The following is a 16,934-nucleotide window of genomic DNA, read 5'->3' as shown; positions in this document are numbered from 1 at the left end:
CACAGCCGTATTACGGCCGTCCGGTTCGAAACATAACAACCAGTATCCCCCTCGATCACTCAGCGACGGTATGGAACTGGGGCTCGTCGCCGGCGTCGTTCTGATCGGGTTCGTCCACGGCGTGTTACCCGATCACGGCTGGCCGATCGCGGCGACGTACGCGCTCAACAGGGATCGCCGCTGGCTCGCCGGGCTGCTGGCGGCGTCGATCCTCGGTGTCGGCCACCTGATCAGCAGCGTCGTCCTCGTGCTGGCGTACTTCTGGTTCAGCGCGTTCGCCGCGTTCGCGGAAGGGCCGTGGCTCCGGTACGTCGCCGGAACGCTGCTGATCCTGCTGGGCGTCCACGAGTACCGCCACGGCGGCCACGGAATGCACGAGCACGACGGAGAAGGCGCCCACGATCACGACGACGGCCACGGACACGATCACGGCGAGAGCCACAGCCACGATTACGACCATCGCGAGGACGGCGACCACGACGTTTCGCACGCCCACCATACCAACGGCGGCGTCGAGTCGGGACACCACTCCCACCGGCACGACCACGAAAGCGATCCCGGCGTCCTCGAGCGGCTTCGGGCCGCGCTTCCTGGCGGCGGTCACCAGCACCTGAGCGAGGAACACGCCGAGCGGGGACTCCTCGCGCTCGGGACGACCGCCCTGCTGCTCGGCTTTGCCCACGAGGAACCGATCCAGATTCTGGCGATCTGTGTCGGGACCGAGGCCTGCCTCGAGCTGATGTTGCTCTACTCGCTGGCGGTCATCGTCGCCATCATCGCCCCGACGCTGCTGTTGATCGCGGGCTACGAGCACTACCGCGAACGGATCGAGCGACTCACCCCCTATCTGCCGACAATCACCGCCGTCGTGCTGATCGGGATGGGAATCGCGTTCATCGCGGGGCTCGTCTGATCAGATCGTCGCAGCCAGCTGTTCGACGTCGGACTCGAGCCGGCTCGCGTACTCGAGGCGCAGCTCGCGGGCGTCGCTTTTCGTCACGTACTGGCGGCCGTCGATCTGGGTCGCGATCGGGTGGTAGTCGGGGACGGAAAACCCCATCCGATCGAGGTAGTTCACGATCGGTGTCGATCCGAGACCGTTCCGGATCGCGACCCCGGCGAGATCGAAGACGGTATCGTAGTCGGGGAGCCGGACCCCCTCGTCGGTGACGTGGCCGGCCTCGGTACCGCCGTCGCCGTCGTCGATCTCGACGTTCGTGTCGTGAAGCGTCTCCATCACCGCGTACAGCTCCTCGGTCAGCTGTAGTAGCTGGCTCGGAAGCGCCGCGTCGGGGGAGCGCCACTCGACGGTCGGCATCTCGTCGCGTAGCCGAACGGGCGTCCAGACGACGTCGTCCACGGAGAAGTTCGCGTCGATCGCCTCGGGTTCGACGCCGGCCGCGAGGGCCTCGTCCTCGAACTCTTCGAAGCACCGTTCGAGTCGACGGGTCCACTCGCCGACGCTTTCGACGTAGTTCCAGAGCTGCCCGTGTCTGGGGAAATCGGCGTAGGCTCGCTTTCGGTAACAGTGGGCCCGAGCGCTGTTCGCGACGCGCTCACCCTGGTAGTACGGCGACGAGCTCACCAGCGCCAGCGCCGGATCCAGCGCGATGAGTGCGTTGAGTTGATCGGTCACGTTGCGCTTCTCGAAGTGGAGGTGGGCTCCGGCACAGTAGTTCGCGTAATCGAACTTCGGCCCGAGGACGTCCTTCTGGATCTGCCCACGCTTGCCGGGGCGGCGCTCGACGCCGTCGCAGTTGAGCGGCGTTCCCAGCGGCACCAGCCCCTTGTCGGCCCGCTCGGCCGTCTCGAGGACCTCCTCGAGCTGGCTGACGAACGTCGCCCGAAGCTCCGGGATCGACTCGCAGGGTGGCGTCTTCAGTTCGAACAGCGGTTCGACGAACTCCCGCTCGGTGTACTCCGAGAGGTCAGCGAGCGATTCGGGCGGGGTGAGTTCGCCATCGCCGTCGATCACCCAGTACTCGACTTCGAGACTCGTATTCATGATTGTTGAAATCGTGACCGTCGGTGATTAGTCAGAATATGCGTCCGTACGGTTTCCGTTCGTGTCCTCTTAACGGGGTGTTTCGTCGAACCGATCATGCCTGCACCAGCCGGCTGTGCGTCCTCGGTCACGGTCGGACGGTACCGAAGCGGAGCTTCACGGAACCCGTCCCTCGCCGTCGGCGAGCGACGGCGAGCTGAACAAGAACGGCCTCCGGACGGCCAAAAGCGGCGGACACGGCGTCGGTGCGGTCGAGGACCTGAACGACGACCTGTAGTCGGAGGTCAAGAATCTCGCCGACGAACTGACGACCGAGCGCTTCGAGACGGCCGACTTCGGCGACTAGTTACGCCGCGCTCGAGTTGGCGGAGTCGTCGGTTCGAACCAGGTTGACGACCCCCTGTGCGACCATTCCGATCATGACCCACTTCCAGGCCAGGACGGCGACGCCGAGCATGAGGGCTGCGCGAACGTGGTTTCCGCGCTCGTACGCTCGCTTGGCGCTTCCGAGCACCGAAACGACCGTGAGCGACCGCGTCGCCGCCGAGCCGAGGAGCTTCTTGAGTACCATACCGTCACTTGCGGGGTCGGGAAGATAACGAGCGCCCCGGAGCGCGCAAGCTCCGACGCGGTCCGCACCAGACGCTATCGTTCCGGATCTTCAACGGTGAAGGTCCTCGCCGTCAGTCCGTCCGGTTTCGAGTATTCGAGGATCCGGATGTCTGCACTCCTCACGGACGGAGCGATCGTCGTCGATCACCGGTCGTTGACCGAACGCGATTCGACCGCCGGCTTCGTGTCCAGTGGTACCACCGCTGACGGCCGCTCGGACGGGAGGATTTTTCTCACTTCGGTCTGATACGCCGGTCGAGAACGATGGACCTCGAGTCGATCCCGGGCGTCGGCGAGAAGACCGCCCGGTCGCTGTCGGCCCTCGACGATCCCGAGCGAGCGCTGCGAACGGGCGACGTCGCGGCGATCGCGTCGGCACCCGGTATCTCGCAGGGCCGGGCCGCTCGCATCGCGCGCGGCGCGATCCGACACGAACACGACGATCCCGGCGAGTTCCTCGCAACCGACCGGGCCCGCGAGGTCTACCGGAGTCTGCTCGCGTTACTCAAAGACCGCACCGTTACCGACTACGCGTCCCAACGCCTCGAGACGCTGTACCCAAGCGCCCGCCGTTCGCGCATCGAGGAGGTGCAGGCGTTCACCGAGGACGCGCTCGCCCGCGACCCCGACCCCGACGTCCTCGAGGCGCTCGAGGGCGTCGAACCGCTTCGGGAACCCGACGACGTTCGGGTCCGCGAGCGCTGTCTGGCGACGACCGACGCGGAACGCTACGCCGAGGCCAAGGAGGCGATCCCCGAACTCCCGGTCGAGGTCGTCGAGGACGCCCAGGGACTGGCCGAACTGGCCCGCGGGTACGCGACGGTGATCGCACTCGACGAATCGTTCGCGGGGATCACCGTCGAAGGCGACGTTCGCGTCGAACCGGACGCGCTCGGGAACCCGGCCGAAGTCGTCCCCGAGCGATCGCTGGCGTTTTTCGCGCGCAACCGCGACCGGATCCGGGCTGCGATCGAGGTTCACCGCGTCGCGGCGCTCGATTCGGACTACGACCTCGCGGCACTCGAGGGCGGCCTCTCCCGGCTCGCAGCGGACGGAACCGTCGCCGGCGACGAGGAGCTCGACCGGCTGACGGCGGCCGCAGACGACGTCGACGCCGCGGTGGGGACGGCCGAAACCGTCGCCAACGATCACCTCCGGGAGGCGATCCGCGAACAGGACGTCACAATCGAGGGGTCGGACCTGCTGTCGCTGGTCGAACGCGGCGCGGGTGTCGACTCGCTGCTCTCCCGAGAGCTGGCCGACGAGCACGCGGCCGCCGTCGAGGCCGCCCGTGAGCACGTGAGCGACGCACTCGCCTTGGAACCCGGGGAGGCCGAGCTGGCCCGTCGGATCTTCACCGACGAGCCGACGTTTCCGGTCAAGCGCGACGAGGACGCGGTCGCTCGCTTACGGACCGAGCTGACGACGGCCAGAGAGCGACGCGCAAGTCGACTCAAGCGGGAGCTCGCGGCCGACCTTGCCGATCAGCGCGAGGCTGCCCGACAGCTCGTCCGTGACGCGCTCGAACTCGACGTCGAGCTCGCCGTCGCCCGTTTTGCCGACGAGTTCGCGTGTACGATGCCGACGGTCGTCGACGACGACGTCGGGTTCGCCATCGAGGGCGGTCGATCCCCGCTGCTCGAGGAACCCGTCGAGGCGATCGACCCCGTCGACTACGAGGTTGCCGGCGTCGCCCTGCTGTCGGGGGTCAACAGCGGCGGGAAGACCTCGACGCTGGATCTGGTGGCGAGCGTCGTCGTCCTCGCCCACATGGGGCTCCCGGTGCCTGCCGAGGACGCACGGCTCCAGCGGTTCGACGATCTTCACTACCACGCGAAGACCCAGGGAACCCTCGATGCGGGGGCTTTCGAGTCGACGGTCAGGGAGTTCGCAGACCTGGCACAAAGCGGGGAAGGGTCGCTTGTACTGGTCGACGAACTCGAGAGCATCACCGAACCCGGCGCCAGCGCCAAGATCATCGCGGGTATCCTCGAGGCGCTCGAGGACAACGGCGCGACCGCGGTCTTCGTCTCTCACCTGGCGGGCGAGATCAGAGAGACGGCCGGGTTCGACGTTACGGTCGACGGGATCGAGGCCGTCGGGCTGGTCGACGGCGAACTCGAGGTCAATCGCTCGCCGGTGAAAGACCGGCTGGCCCGCTCGACGCCCGAACTGATCGTGGAGAAACTCGCCGACGAGTCCGAGCAAGAGTCCGAATCGATCCGAGAACGCTCGTTCTACGCGACGTTGCTCGAAAAGTTCGATTAGACAACTAGTCTCCTGAGGACACATTCAAACAGAAGATAATTTATGTTCGGGAGACACCGTTAATTAGGAGATAATAAGGTGATGCCGATCCACGCTTCGAAGCGAAGCGGTTACGTCCGGTTCGACATCGGTCTGCTATGAACGAACACCCCCACACCAGAATATGGAACGGAGCGCGCCGTCTCGAAACGAGGAAGCGGAACCGAACGACGAATCTACCGGTATGAACACGCTACTGATAGGGATCGACGCGGGCGATCTCTCCGTCTTCGACGACCTGGACGAAACGGAGGAGATTCCGACGATCCACCGTCTCTGTTCCGAGGGAGCGAGCGCGCCCCTCGAGTCACAGATCCCGCCGTGGACGCCGAGCGCCTGGCCGTCGATGTACACGGGCGCAAACCCGGGCAAACACGGCGCGTTCGGCTTCGTCGGCTACGACGGTTATGACTGGCACGTAACCAGCAGCGACGACGTCAACGAACACACGCTCTGGTCGCTGCTCGACCGACACGGTTACTCGAGCGTCGTCGTCAACGCGCCGATTACCCATCCGCCCGAGGAGTTCGACGGAGCCTTGCTCCCCGGGTTCATCGGTCCGGAGAGTCCGGACTGTCACCCGGAGGGACTGCTCGAGGAGGTTCGCGAGGCGATCGGGGAGTATCGCGTCTACCCCTCCTACGCCCGGGACGACGACGCGCTACCCGACTCCGAGAAGATGAAAGAGTACCGGAACCTGATCCGGATGCGCGGTGCGGCGTTTCGGTATCTCGCCGAGGAGTACGATCCCGACTTCGGATTCGTCCAGTTCCAGAAAACCGACACCGTCTTCCACGAGTTCTTCGGCGACGAGGAGAAGGTCCGCTCGGTGTACGAAACGACCGACGACGAAATCGCCGCCATCCTGGAGCGGTTCGATCCCGACCACGTCTTCCTCGCCAGTGACCATGGGATGGGCGAGTACGACGGCTACGAGTTCCGAGCCAACGAGTTCCTCAAGGATCGAGGGTACGTCGAGACGACCACTTCCGGGAAGGGAATGCCGTCCTGGACGCCGATGCGACGCAAGCTCCGCAAGGGCGAGGAATCAGACACCTGGGAACCTAGCCTCGGCGAGCGCGCCGCAGCGGTCGTCGCGGACCGGTTCGGGATTACGGCTCGCAACGTCGGCGTCGTCCTCGAGCGGCTCGGGCTGGCCGAGACCGTCAAGAAGTTCGCGCCGGGTGGCGTCGCACGAACCGCGAACGAACAGGTCGACTTCGAGAACTCGCAGGCGTACGTCCGTGCACGTACCGAACTCGGCGTTCGGATCAACCTCGAGGGTCGCGATCCGGAGGGTGTCGTCTCGGAGGACGAGTACGAGCAGCTCCGCGAGGAGCTCATCCGTGAACTCGAGGACGTCGAGACGCCGGACGGCGAGCCGATCTTCGAGACCGTCGCGCCCCGCGAGCAGTACTTCCACGGCGAGTACGCCGACGACGCGGTCGATATCGTGACGATCCCGACCGACTTCGAACACGCGCTCTCCGAACAGCTCCGGGGCGAGTACTTCGCCGCGGCCGAACCGTGGAACCACAAGCTCGACGGCGTCTTCGCCGCCGCCGGAGACGGTGTCGACGAGGACGAACCCCTCGAACGGGCGCACCTGTTCGACGTCGCACCGACGATCCTGGCGTCGTTCGACGTCCCCTACAGCGACCGAATGGACGGGAGCGTGATCCCGGTCGTCGATTCGGCCGGATCGACCTCGTATCCCGCCTACGACGGTGAAACAGACGAGCAGCGCACGGAAGCCGACGAGGAAGTCACGGACCGACTGGCCGACCTCGGCTACATGAACTGAGCGCTCCTTTTCCCCGACCGACGCGGCCTGGCTCTTCCAGCCCGAGTACCGGACTCCGGTCTGTCGGCGTCCTCGCCCTACGGCCCAGCGCAGCCTTCGACGCGGCCCCTGCTATCATCCTTTCCGCCTTCGCGATGCGGAGTGTCGGCTCACGTGCCTTCCGACTCGTCTTCCCGCGGGAAGTTACGACCGTTCAGGTGTCCTCGCCCCATTTTGAGACTCCTACTGGAGTTTATTTATTCTCCAAACAGATAGGACAATATATATTACGGTGGAGACTATAAATATATCTTGACTGTCAATGGTGAACGGAAGTGACGCGGGCGAGCGGATAGCAACGGGTACGCGAACGACGGACGAGCGGAGTCCGAACAGGCGGTCGTTCCTGCGGGGTACCGCGGTGGCAGGGGCGGCCGCGTTCGGACTGCTGGGAGCGGGGACCACCTCGGGCGCCGCGTCACGGGAGGGGTACGACGACGTCGTCGACGTCGTCGAGGCCGGGGCCGACAACACCGGCTCCGAGTCGATCACGCCCGTCCTCGAGGAGCTTCGATCCGACGACACCGCCTTCGTGTTCCCGGAGGGGCGATACTACATGGACAGCCAGTTCCGGTTCACCGGGTTCGAGAACGTCGGCTTCTTCGGCGAGGACGCGACGCTTGTTCCGGCCGACTACCACGCGTTCGACGGGCCACAGACCCGCCTGTTCCGTCTGGGCGTTTCGTACAACCCCGGCGGACGGCTGACGTTCGACGGGTTCGACGTCGACCAGACGGCTCCGGACACCGGGATCAGGGTGATCGAGGCCAGCGTCTCGGATCGGCTCGAGGTGCGGGATATCACGATTCGCGGGGTCCACGACAGCGGAACGTCGGGGCCGGGACTGTTCGCGCTCACCGATCCGGAGGGGACGGGGGTCGTCGAACGGTTTCGAGCGCCCGACGGCGGCAAGCACATCGACGAGACGGTCCACGCCGGCAACGGCTGGCGCGGCCCGATCGGAATCGAGGCGAACACGAACGTCGGTCACCTCGAGTTTCGCGACTGCGAACTCGGAGGGTTCCCGGATAACGGTCTGTACGCGACCAACGAGGACGGGACCTACGTCGTCGAAGGCGGAACCTTCAGGAACAGTAACGGCGCGAACGTTCGTATCGGCGGGTCGGGCAGCGAGATCAGGGGCGTAACCGTCGAAGTCGACGAAACTGGACCGCACGATCGCTCGCAGCGACCGATTCGCCTCGAAACCGGCGAAGATCTGCTGGTGAGCGATGCCGAGATCACGATTACATCTCCCCAGCCGACGAGCCACGCGCTGTCGGTGCTCAACACCTGCGAGAGCGCACATATCGAGGACGTTGACGTCGATATCGAGGGCGAGGCCGTCAACCACGGGATCGTGATCTCACCGCGAGCGGGCGAGACGACGATCCGGGAGACGACGATCACCCACGAGACCGCGGGCGGCTACCCGGTCTGGATCAGAGGCGCCGACAGCCGGGACCGCGTTCTGGCCGAGGGGCTCCGCGTCGCGGGCGCCGCCGGCGATACCGCTGGGTTTCGGTCCGGGATTCGCTGTGAGCGCAACGGCTGCGAGTTCACCGACCTCGAGGTCGATCAGCCGGGTCGCGACGGCGTCGACCGCGACGCGCTCGTGGTGACGGGAGAGAACGCGACCGTCGAGCGGGCGACCCTCGAGGCCAGTCGGTACCCCTACGTCGACCGCGGCGCCGACAACTTGGTTCGCAACGCCGAGCTCGAGTCGACCGGCGACGAGGCCGGCGCCTACCTGGCGCCGGAGGCGACCGGTTCGACGCTCGAAGAGAACCACATTCACGGCGGCGTCCGCGGTCGCAGCTAGAGCGTGAGGCCCACCCGACGACCTACTCCGACTCGGCGGCGACGGCCCGGAACGCGTCGGTGAGCGTGACGACCGTCAGGTCTCGCTCCTCGATCCACTCGAGCATCTCGCGGATGCCCTCTTCGTCGACCTCGTCTTTGAACGTGTGTGCGCCGACGATCCCGATCGCATTCTGGGCAGCGACCTCGTCGAGCTGCTCCTGGATGTCGAGGGGATCGGTGAACTCGATGAAGTAGTCGCGGTTGGTGTCGAACGGGTCGAACGACTCCCGCTCGTTGACCATCGACCCGGGGTTGACGTTCGCGATCCCATCGTAGTACTCCCGGGCGAACTCGATCGTCCACTCGTCACAGACGTCGTACGGCGCGAGCAGGGTGTCGACCTCGAACCCCCACTCCTCGAGCTGGGCCTTCGAATCCCCGAGGAACTCGTGCATGAGTTCCTCCGGGTAGCGTTCGACGGTTTCGCCGGCGGCAAACGACTCGCCAACCGGTTCGTCGAACTCGAGGTAGCCGCCGACGTCGTCCTGACCGGAGTCGACGACGGTTCGGACCACGGAACTGTCGCCGTCGGTGACCTCGATATCGTACTCCAGGTGGAAGCCGTGGTTTCGCTCCTCCGGATAGACGCGCGTGTCGTCGGGTTCGACGTCCTCGACGAGCTCGAACTCGCCCAGCGCGGTGTGTGCGGTCGTGTGGGAGTTGATCTCCCAACCGGCTTCGGCGAGCTCCTCGAGGTGTTCGACGTCCATCCAGTCGTTGTCGTCGAAGTCCTCGCGACCGACCCACTCCGTGACGATGCCCGCGCTCGCAGGTGCGTCGAACTCCTGGTGAACGGGAAACGCCTGCTCGTAGTCCTGCATGGGCCCGTCGTCGTACGTGAACACGACGGCACCGCCGTCGATATCGGGGATCTCCTCGGCCTCCTCGTCAGGTTCGTCGTCCTCGTCGGACTGCTCCGGCTCGTCGTCGCCGTTCGGATCGCTTTCGCCGTCTTCATCGTCGCCATCGTCGCTCAAGCTGTCGAGACAACCCGCGGTTGCCCCGAGGGTTCCGGCGCCGAGGGTGCCGAGGAGCACTCGTCGCGTCGATTTCTCGTTCATCGTAGCTACCTGATAGTTCCAGCTACCTATTTATCTCTCGGTTAATGTCGCCCGCTCTCCACCGCCGAGTTTTCTGACAGCGCCCACGATAAGAGCGTTGTCGGTCCGAGCGGTTCTCGAGTCCCGGGGAGCGGAATTCGGTTATAATAAGTCCTTCCCGAACCAGAGCTTCGGTTACTGTGGCTACTACGTCCGTACCGCTAGTTGGAGGAGCGTCGGCGATCGGAGCGGTCCGACGGTATCGCTCCTGGAGGACCGCGTGAGTCGGCGTTCTAGTGGTAGCCTCTCGACCGGTAGCGCTAGGATCGCCACGCTGTTTTTGGGTTTTGTCACCCTTCCGATCATCTTTCGACTGCTCGGTCCCGCGGAGTTCGGCGACTACTCGGTTCTGCTGTCGGCGTTCGCGTTCTACGCGATTCTCGTGAGTTCCGGGATCGTCGACGGCGTTCGCAACTCCCTGGAGGCCGAACGATCGATCGCCGACTGGGAGCCGTACGTCGTCGGCTACTACCTTCGACTGGCGTTGCTTTTCGCGCTGACGGGCGCGTTCGTTCTCGTCTTTCTCTCCCGAAACGGATACGTCGCGACACTGTTCGGCGACACGTACACGAGCTACGTCTACGGACTGGCCATACTCGGCGTCTCGGTTCAGTTTCAACTCTACTCTCGCGAGACGCTTGCGGGACTGGGTCTCCAGGGTCACGCCGAATCGCTCGGCGTCCTCGAAAAGGTAGCGTTTGCCGTCGTCGCGATCCCACTCCTCGCTCTCGGATTCGGCGTTCCAGGGGCGCTGGTTGGACATGCGGTCGCGAGTATCATCTGTGGCGCCATCGGGCTCGTAGCGATCCATCAACACGTGTCGCTGTCGAGCGTGCTGCGTATTCCTCCCCGGGAGTTCCCCCGCACCGAGCTGCTTGCGGTCAACTCGGTCAGTGTCGTTTTGCTCTTCCTGTTCGCCTTGCTCTATCACGTCGATATTCTCCTCCTCCATCAGTTTCGGGAGAGCGCCGCAGTCGGGAACTACCGCGCGGCACTGTTCGTGGCGGAACTTCTCTGGTTCGTTCCGATCGCCCTCCAGGCGGTCCCCACCCGCTCTACACCGGCGCTGTGGGCACGCGACCGAGTCGAGGAGCTTGCGCCTCTCGCACCGAAAACGACCCGGTACACCGCTTTATTGACCGCGGTCGTCGCCGTCATTCTCGGGGCGCTTGCCGACACCCTCGTTCCGATCTATTTCGGTTCGGACGCGACGCCGGCGATCGGGCCGTTGTTGGTGCTCCTGCCCGGCGCACTCGGGTTCGCCCTCGCACGACCCGTTTTCGCGGCCTCGAAAGCCGAGGACGCAGTTCGTTACCCGATCGCGGCCACTGCAGGTGCCGCGGGAATCACCGTCGTGCTCAATATCCTGTTGATCCCGCCGTACGGGATGTACGGCGCGGCGGTCGCGACAACGATCGGCTACGGATCGATGTTCGTCTTCCACGTCCTCGCCGCACGACGGATCGGCTTCGATCCGCTCGCTGGCGCGCGTCTCGGACGGGTCGCGGCGACGACCGCACTCGCCGCGGTACCGATCTTCGCTCTCGCGACCGTCGTCGTCAACCCCTGGCTGGCGCTCCTTCTGGTTCCGCTGTTCGGGCTGTTTATCGCTCTCGTTTTTGCGGTTCTCACCGGTACGATAGCGCCCTCCGAACCGTTCGAACTTCTCGCTGCACTGCCGGAGCCGATCGGTCCGCGAGCCGAACCGATCCGTCGTCGTCTCGAGGACGTCAACGGCGATCTGACGGCCGTCGGCTGGTTCCAAAGCATGCTGTTTCTGGCCGGAATCACGCTGCTGCTGTCGGGAATTCTCCTCGCGACGTTCGGCCCGGATACCGGCGTTCCCGTTTTTGGCTAGCGAAACCCCCACCGCGATCTTAGTCCGTCGATAATAAAGCGCGGGAGAGCACAGTGTCGAACGAAATGGTTCTGGTTAGCGTCATTATTCCGACGTACAACCGCGAGGAGACGGTTTCGAGAGCGATCGACAGCGTCCTGGCACAGACCCACGAGGAACTGGAGGTGGTCGTGGTCGACGACGGTTCGACCGACGACACCGAGTCCGTTCTCGAGTCTTACGACGACGATCGAGTGCGGCCGATCTCCCACGAGACGAACCGGGGAGCAAACGTCGCACGAAATACGGGTATCGAACACGCTCGCGGGAAGTACGTCGCCTTCCTCGACTCCGACGACGAATGGAAACCCGAGAAACTCGAGGCGCAACTCGACGTCCTCGAGAAACGCTCCGAGGAGTGGGTCGCGGCCTACTGTGACTTTACGTTCGAGCTTCCCAGTCCCGTCGATAGACTTCGCGGGCTGGCTGCCGACGTCCTCTCCCGTGCTGATGACCAGCCCCAGATGGAGGGCGGAGAGGAGCTCATCGGCGAGATCCTCGCCGACAACGTTCATACGGGTGCGGGGTCGACGTTGATCGTTCGAACCGACGTCGCGAGAACGGTCGACGGATTCGACGAAACGCTCGACCGCTTCCAGGACCCCGAGTTCGTGTTGCGAATTCTCGAGGAAGGAAAACTCGCATACGTCGACGAACCGCTTGTCGTCCGCGAGGAAACAGGGACACCTCCAGCGGACACGATCAGACGCGCCGACGAGCAGTACCTCTCGCTGTACGCCGAGGACGTCGATCGGTTCGAAGCAGCGGGGTACGAAATCCGTTCGAGCCACGACCTCGTCCTCGCGAAGAGCTACTTCAGCGAGGGGCGACCGGTCCGGGGATCGTGGCATCTCGCCCGCGCTCGACCCGCGACGCGCCACGTTCCGGGCGTCATCTGGTCGGCAGTTTCCGGCGTTCGGCGCCGTCCGGGCCCGTTTTTCATCATCGGTTTCGTACTTCTCGCCGCCCTGATCGGCAACTGGTTTGGGCGGCGCTCCTGAAGCGATCACCCGTTATACCAGACGCTTTTTCACTGATACATGCATAAATATAAACTCTTCTATATTGCGAATATTCCATCACCCTACCGTTTCGGAAACAGAATCACCGCTGACTGCGCCTTCGGGAGCGATCGATCGGAGACGAACCGGTCGGATCTGTTACCGGTCCGCCTCGAGAACGGTATTCGAGGCGACGACCCGCACCGTTTCGGCTCGGGTTCGAGAAGAAACTCAGTCGGCAGAGAAGACGCTCGGAGTGGTCGTCGACGCAGCTCGATCAGTGACCTTCGCGACGCATCAGCCAGAGGTCGTCGAAGTCGATAGCCTCAACGCCGTCGGTCTCGTCGATGTACTGGACCAGTTCCTCGTAGTCGTCTTCGTCCATCGTGTTGTCCAGATCGAACTCGTGGAAGTTCAGAACCGTACACTGACGGTGCTGGGCGGCGATATCGACACAGTCCATCGCAATGTCGAGATCGTGACCGATCGTCCGGGGCATCACCAGCGGATCGAACCCGTGGACGCCCGTAAGGTTGGGACTCCCGGACTGGTTGAACCCGCCCGCGTAGTAGTAGTCCGTAGCGATGTCGAGGACGCGGTCGTCGAAGTCGTTGTGCGGGAAGACGAGGTAGTGACCGCCCTCGAGCTCGTTGTTAACTGCCCAGTTCTTGTCCGTGCTTATTGCGTCCTCGAGTTCTGCGTCATCAAGATCGGTCCACTCGGTGTGAGTCCCGTGAGCGACGATCTGATCGCCAGCCTCCTGTCGCTCCAGAAGCTGGTCGATTGTCATAATCCCTTCGCGTTGGTCTCTGGTCCACTGGCGCACGGCGGCCTGGACCGCGGTGACGTCGTACTCGTCGTGGATCGGTCCTGCCGGTTCGTAGAAGTCCTCGAATCCGTCGTCCCAGCAGAGAATAACGTATCCCTGGTCGGGCTTTTCGTGTGTGCGCAGGTCGTCGACCCATACCTCGGCTTCGTCGCCGGTGTTGTGGACGATGATACGGACCTCGTCGATCGCGTCCTGTTCGACGGGGGTCGTACTCTCGTCGAAGAACCCGGGGCAGATTCTGAACCAGCTGACGTTGTCATTGCCATACGACACTTCTCGGAGGGAGTAGCTCGCGTACCCGCCGTAGATGTCGCGCAGCTGGATCTCGAGGGCGATATTGAACGGCGTCGTCGTCTGGACTGCCATCGAGACGTCGAGATCCTCCATGTCCATCGCCTCGTCTAGCTGCGTCGCGACGACGGCGTTGCCTTCGTCCTCAGCCATCAGACGGAGGCTCTGGTCTCCGTCGAAGGAGTACTCGTCGTCGATTTCGGCTTCGCCTTCGAGGATCTCCCAGTCATCGCCCGTCTCGAAGTCGTTGAGCTGCTCGCCGGGCTGTCTGAACTCCTCGCGGCTGTTGTACTCCGTTTCGACGGCGAGCTCGGGCGATTCGTATTCGTCGCCGTTCTCGCCGTTTTCACCGTTCTCGTCGTCGCCGTTCTCGCCGTTTTCGCCGTTCTCGTCGTCGTCATCGCTATCGTCAGAGAGAACGTCGGTACAGCCGGCCATCGCTGCGATAGCCGTTGCACTGGACGCTGCGAGGAACCGCCGTCGGGTGTTCCGTCGTTTTGTCATTGCTGGCTTCGGCTAGCAACAGCAACGGTATTATTATGGAGCCAATAGGGGAGACGAATTCTCCGGTTGGGCGTCTTATATGAGTGTTAGTGGCCGTGAATGTGCCGTCATAAAAGGTTGTAGGCGGAAAATCCGTCGTCTTGTGCCTCTGTTTATTGGTCTCACGGATACTATTCACTTTGTGATTCGATTAGCGGAACTATAGTTAATGGTGGCTCGCCTCCAGTGTATTGTAGCTCGACGCGTGCGTGGCGAGTGAGGCGGTTAAGTGGTTCCGCCGTGACGGTTTCCACGCACGGTCACGCAGCGAGATGGTCTTGAGATGAATACGGAACTCTTCGGTGTCTTTGGCGGTACAGAATCGTTTACCCGATTTCGGTCGATGGACGAGTTCGACGATGTCGTCGTTGGACCGTCGATAACCGTTGGGATCAGGGATTTCGGGCTCGGGACGCCCGGCTGGAGCGCGAGCTACGAGGGAGAGTTCGGTTGCTGTGTCATCTGGGGCGAAATATATGTCCCTGACCGAGAAACGAACGCCGCCCGCTGGTTCCTCGAAGCCTACAAACGCGATGGCTCCGAGGCGCTGGCCGAACTCAACGGTTCCTATCTCGTCGTCCTTGATACCCCCAACGAGTCGTTCGTCGCGACCGACCCGGTTCGCTCTCGGGAGTGTTTCTACACCGACGAACCGGGTGTTCGTGTCTTCGGCACCGACTCTTCGACGGTCGCAGAAACGATCACTGAGCCGTCGTTCCACCGAGACGGCATCCTCGAATTCCTCCATCTAGGCGTTACACTCGGAGAAAAAACGAGCCTCGAACAGCTCTCCAGGCTTCCGATCGACAGTCAGCTGCGCCCGTCATCGGTAACCGATCTCGATCGGTTCGTCTACGATACCAGCGAGTTCGACTACGTGGGTACGCTTGCAGACCGGCTCGAACGTGCGATCGAACGACGGTCGATCCTCCCCGGACGGAAAGGGTTGCTCCTCTCAGCGGGGTACGACTCTCGCACGCTTCTCTCCCAACTTCCAGAGATCGAACACTGCTATACGGTCGGTAATTCGACGGCACAGGAGGTTATCGGTGCCAAACGACTTGCAGCCCAGTACGGGGCTGATCACACGGCGTTCGGTCCTGACGAACGATACCTCTATGCTGACGAGTCGAAGGTTCGCTACTCACAGGGTATCAAGGAGTCGCTTCACATCCACCACGCCGGTTATACGAACGAGATCGACGTCGACACGATCTACCACGGCCTGCTATGCGATACGTTCTTTCGGGGTCACTTTACAGCTCACGTCGACCTCGAGGTGTTCGGCAAGCAGGTTCCGTTCGAACGACTTGATCCGGATCCCGATCCGATCGACGTCCTCCTTTCGAAATTTGGCTACTCGCGGTCGACGAGCCAGGAACTCGCAGAACGAACCGATTTCGGTGTCGATCCCGAATCGTTCGTCAGACAGGCCGTCAGAACGGAGTTCGAAGCGATGCTCGGTCGGTCCGATTCGATCCAGAACGCGATCAACTGCTGTGGAATCGCCAACCAGCCGTCGATGCCGTTCCATACCCAGCTTGCCGATAACTTCTTCGCTTCATTTCTGGCGACGGATGTGGAGCTACTCGACTGGCATCTCCGTGCACCACCGTCAAAACGCTCCACCGATACCTTCCTTGCGGCCTGTAAACGGATCGATCCGGAGATGCTCCGTCACCGACCGCCGGATCGACCACACAATGTAAAACTGTTCAACGAAATGGAGCGGTTCGTTCGGCGCAAAACACCGCTCTTCGACTCTTTCGAATCTCCGTGGCCGGACCGGCAACAGCTCTTTACCCGTTATAATTTTGATCAGCGACTGTTGCCAGAACTCGAACACGTTTACGACCTGCCTGCGAGGCACAAGCTCCGGCTTAATGACTTTCTGGGCTGGGTCGAAAGCTGGGACGACAGCACTGATCAACATACGGAATGGCTCACCCGAAACACGTCTCTCGTTCAATAGTGCCCCGTAATCGGGTAGCATTCCTGTTCTGTAAAACGTTTATCGTCGGTTTGAACGCGTGAACAAACGGCCGCAACGGATTTATCATATGCTATCGAGAGCATATTTATAGTACCGGACGTGTGTGATCGACAATATGCGTCTGACGCCGTTTAGAAAGAACTCCTCCTCGGACTCGAGTGGCGACGAGTCCACCGTTCAAGCGTCGACGTCTGTTAGAGTGCTCGAATACGACGAATCGTCGATCGTTTCGGATGACCGCGAGACCGAGACGTCGACGACCGGACCGGCTACCGAGCTCGAATGGAACGTCGTCTCCCTTCTTGAATCACGCAACGGACCTGTAACGATCGATGAGATCGTGGATCAGCTCTACGACGCCAGTGGAACCGATGATGTCGAAGCCTGGGGTGACATTCACGAACGCCTCTCGCAGACGGACCTCCCAGCGCTCGACGCCTCTGGAGTGATCGAGTTCTATCCCGAACGCGGAACCGTTACTCTCGCCGACAATCACACCACCAGCCAGTGGAACTATGCGCTCACGGGTGTTCTCGCGATGGCGTCGGTACTGTTTCTTGTCCCGGTGATATTCGAAGTTACGGCAGTCGTTTCGGTTGTCGGTCTTCTGGTCGCTTGTCTCGGTGTCGTCACTACGATCTATCGCTGAT

At 62.8% G+C, this 16,934-nt stretch carries 14 protein-coding genes; 10 read left to right on the top strand and 4 right to left on the bottom strand.

Annotated features, from left to right (window positions below; genetic code table 11):
- Positions 1-70 precede the first annotated feature (70 nt).
- Positions 71-913 carry a hypothetical protein gene (locus NATOC_RS18620; RefSeq protein ID WP_015323033.1) on the top strand — a complete coding sequence of 281 codons (843 nt, stop codon included), beginning with the start codon at positions 71-73 and terminating at the stop codon, positions 911-913.
- Here NATOC_RS18620 and NATOC_RS18615 read toward each other — a convergent pair whose 3' ends face one another.
- Positions 914-2,005, bottom strand: coding sequence for a glutamate-cysteine ligase family protein (locus tag NATOC_RS18615; RefSeq protein ID WP_015323032.1), 1,092 nt, complete (start codon positions 2,003-2,005; stop codon positions 914-916). It lies immediately after the preceding gene.
- A 115-nt stretch (positions 2,006-2,120) separates the two neighbouring features.
- On the opposite strand from NATOC_RS18615, the gene NATOC_RS22065 reads away from it, so the two are divergent.
- Positions 2,121-2,282 carry a hypothetical protein gene (locus NATOC_RS22065; protein ID WP_157224656.1) on the top strand — a complete coding sequence of 54 codons (162 nt, stop codon included), beginning with the start codon at positions 2,121-2,123 and terminating at the stop codon, positions 2,280-2,282.
- 69 nt (positions 2,283-2,351) lie between these two features.
- On the opposite strand, the gene NATOC_RS18610 is transcribed toward NATOC_RS22065, so the two are convergent.
- Positions 2,352-2,576, bottom strand: a complete 225-nt coding sequence (locus NATOC_RS18610) for a hypothetical protein (protein ID WP_015323031.1) — start codon at positions 2,574-2,576, stop codon at positions 2,352-2,354.
- 96 nt (positions 2,577-2,672) lie between these two features.
- On the opposite strand from NATOC_RS18610, the gene NATOC_RS18605 reads away from it, so the two are divergent.
- The 4 genes from NATOC_RS18605 to NATOC_RS18590 all read left to right on the top strand — a co-directional run bounded on the left by NATOC_RS18605 (position 2,673) and on the right by NATOC_RS18590 (position 8,589).
- Positions 2,673-2,864, top strand: coding sequence for a hypothetical protein (locus NATOC_RS18605; RefSeq protein ID WP_049888854.1), 192 nt, complete (start codon positions 2,673-2,675; stop codon positions 2,862-2,864).
- A 17-nt stretch (positions 2,865-2,881) separates the two neighbouring features.
- Complete coding sequence (locus NATOC_RS18600; protein WP_015323030.1) at positions 2,882-4,885, top strand: MutS-related protein; 2,004 nt, start codon at positions 2,882-2,884, stop codon at positions 4,883-4,885.
- Positions 4,886-5,048: 163 nt separating this feature from the next.
- Complete coding sequence (locus NATOC_RS18595; RefSeq protein ID WP_015323029.1) at positions 5,049-6,728, top strand: alkaline phosphatase family protein; 1,680 nt, start codon at positions 5,049-5,051, stop codon at positions 6,726-6,728.
- A 301-nt stretch (positions 6,729-7,029) separates the two neighbouring features.
- Positions 7,030-8,589, top strand: coding sequence for a twin-arginine translocation signal domain-containing protein (locus NATOC_RS18590; protein ID WP_015323028.1), 1,560 nt, complete (start codon positions 7,030-7,032; stop codon positions 8,587-8,589).
- 22 nt (positions 8,590-8,611) lie between these two features.
- Here NATOC_RS18590 and NATOC_RS18585 read toward each other — a convergent pair whose 3' ends face one another.
- A complete protein-coding gene (locus tag NATOC_RS18585) occupies positions 8,612-9,691 on the bottom strand; it encodes a polysaccharide deacetylase family protein (protein WP_015323027.1) in 1,080 nt (359 codons plus the stop codon).
- 97 nt (positions 9,692-9,788) lie between these two features.
- On the opposite strand from NATOC_RS18585, the gene NATOC_RS18580 reads away from it, so the two are divergent.
- Together NATOC_RS18580 and NATOC_RS18575 are read left to right on the top strand one after the other, a co-directional pair.
- Positions 9,789-11,588, top strand: coding sequence for an oligosaccharide flippase family protein (locus NATOC_RS18580; protein WP_015323026.1), 1,800 nt, complete (start codon positions 9,789-9,791; stop codon positions 11,586-11,588).
- A gap of 65 nt (positions 11,589-11,653) precedes the next feature.
- Entirely contained in the window at positions 11,654-12,628 is a 975-nt protein-coding gene (locus NATOC_RS18575; RefSeq protein WP_015323025.1) for a glycosyltransferase family 2 protein, read from the top strand.
- Positions 12,629-12,905: 277 nt separating this feature from the next.
- On the opposite strand, the gene NATOC_RS18570 is transcribed toward NATOC_RS18575, so the two are convergent.
- Positions 12,906-14,252, bottom strand: a complete 1,347-nt coding sequence (locus NATOC_RS18570) for a polysaccharide deacetylase family protein (RefSeq protein WP_015323024.1) — start codon at positions 14,250-14,252, stop codon at positions 12,906-12,908.
- Between the two features lie 322 nt (positions 14,253-14,574).
- Between NATOC_RS18570 and NATOC_RS18565 the strand changes: the two genes are divergently transcribed.
- Positions 14,575-16,263 carry an asparagine synthetase B family protein gene (locus NATOC_RS18565; RefSeq protein ID WP_015323023.1) on the top strand — a complete coding sequence of 563 codons (1,689 nt, stop codon included), beginning with the start codon at positions 14,575-14,577 and terminating at the stop codon, positions 16,261-16,263.
- A 136-nt stretch (positions 16,264-16,399) separates the two neighbouring features.
- On the top strand, positions 16,400-16,933 hold the full coding sequence (locus NATOC_RS18560; protein WP_015323022.1) for a hypothetical protein: 534 nt from the start codon (positions 16,400-16,402) through the stop codon (positions 16,931-16,933).
- Position 16,934 lies beyond the last annotated feature (1 nt).

Origin of the sequence: Natronococcus occultus SP4, from assembly GCF_000328685.1 — an archaeon.
GTDB classification, from domain to species: Archaea; Halobacteriota; Halobacteria; order Halobacteriales; family Natrialbaceae; genus Natronococcus; species Natronococcus occultus.
The sequence above is the reverse complement of the archived record's forward strand: the minus strand, read 5'-3'. Positions and strand labels throughout refer to the sequence as shown.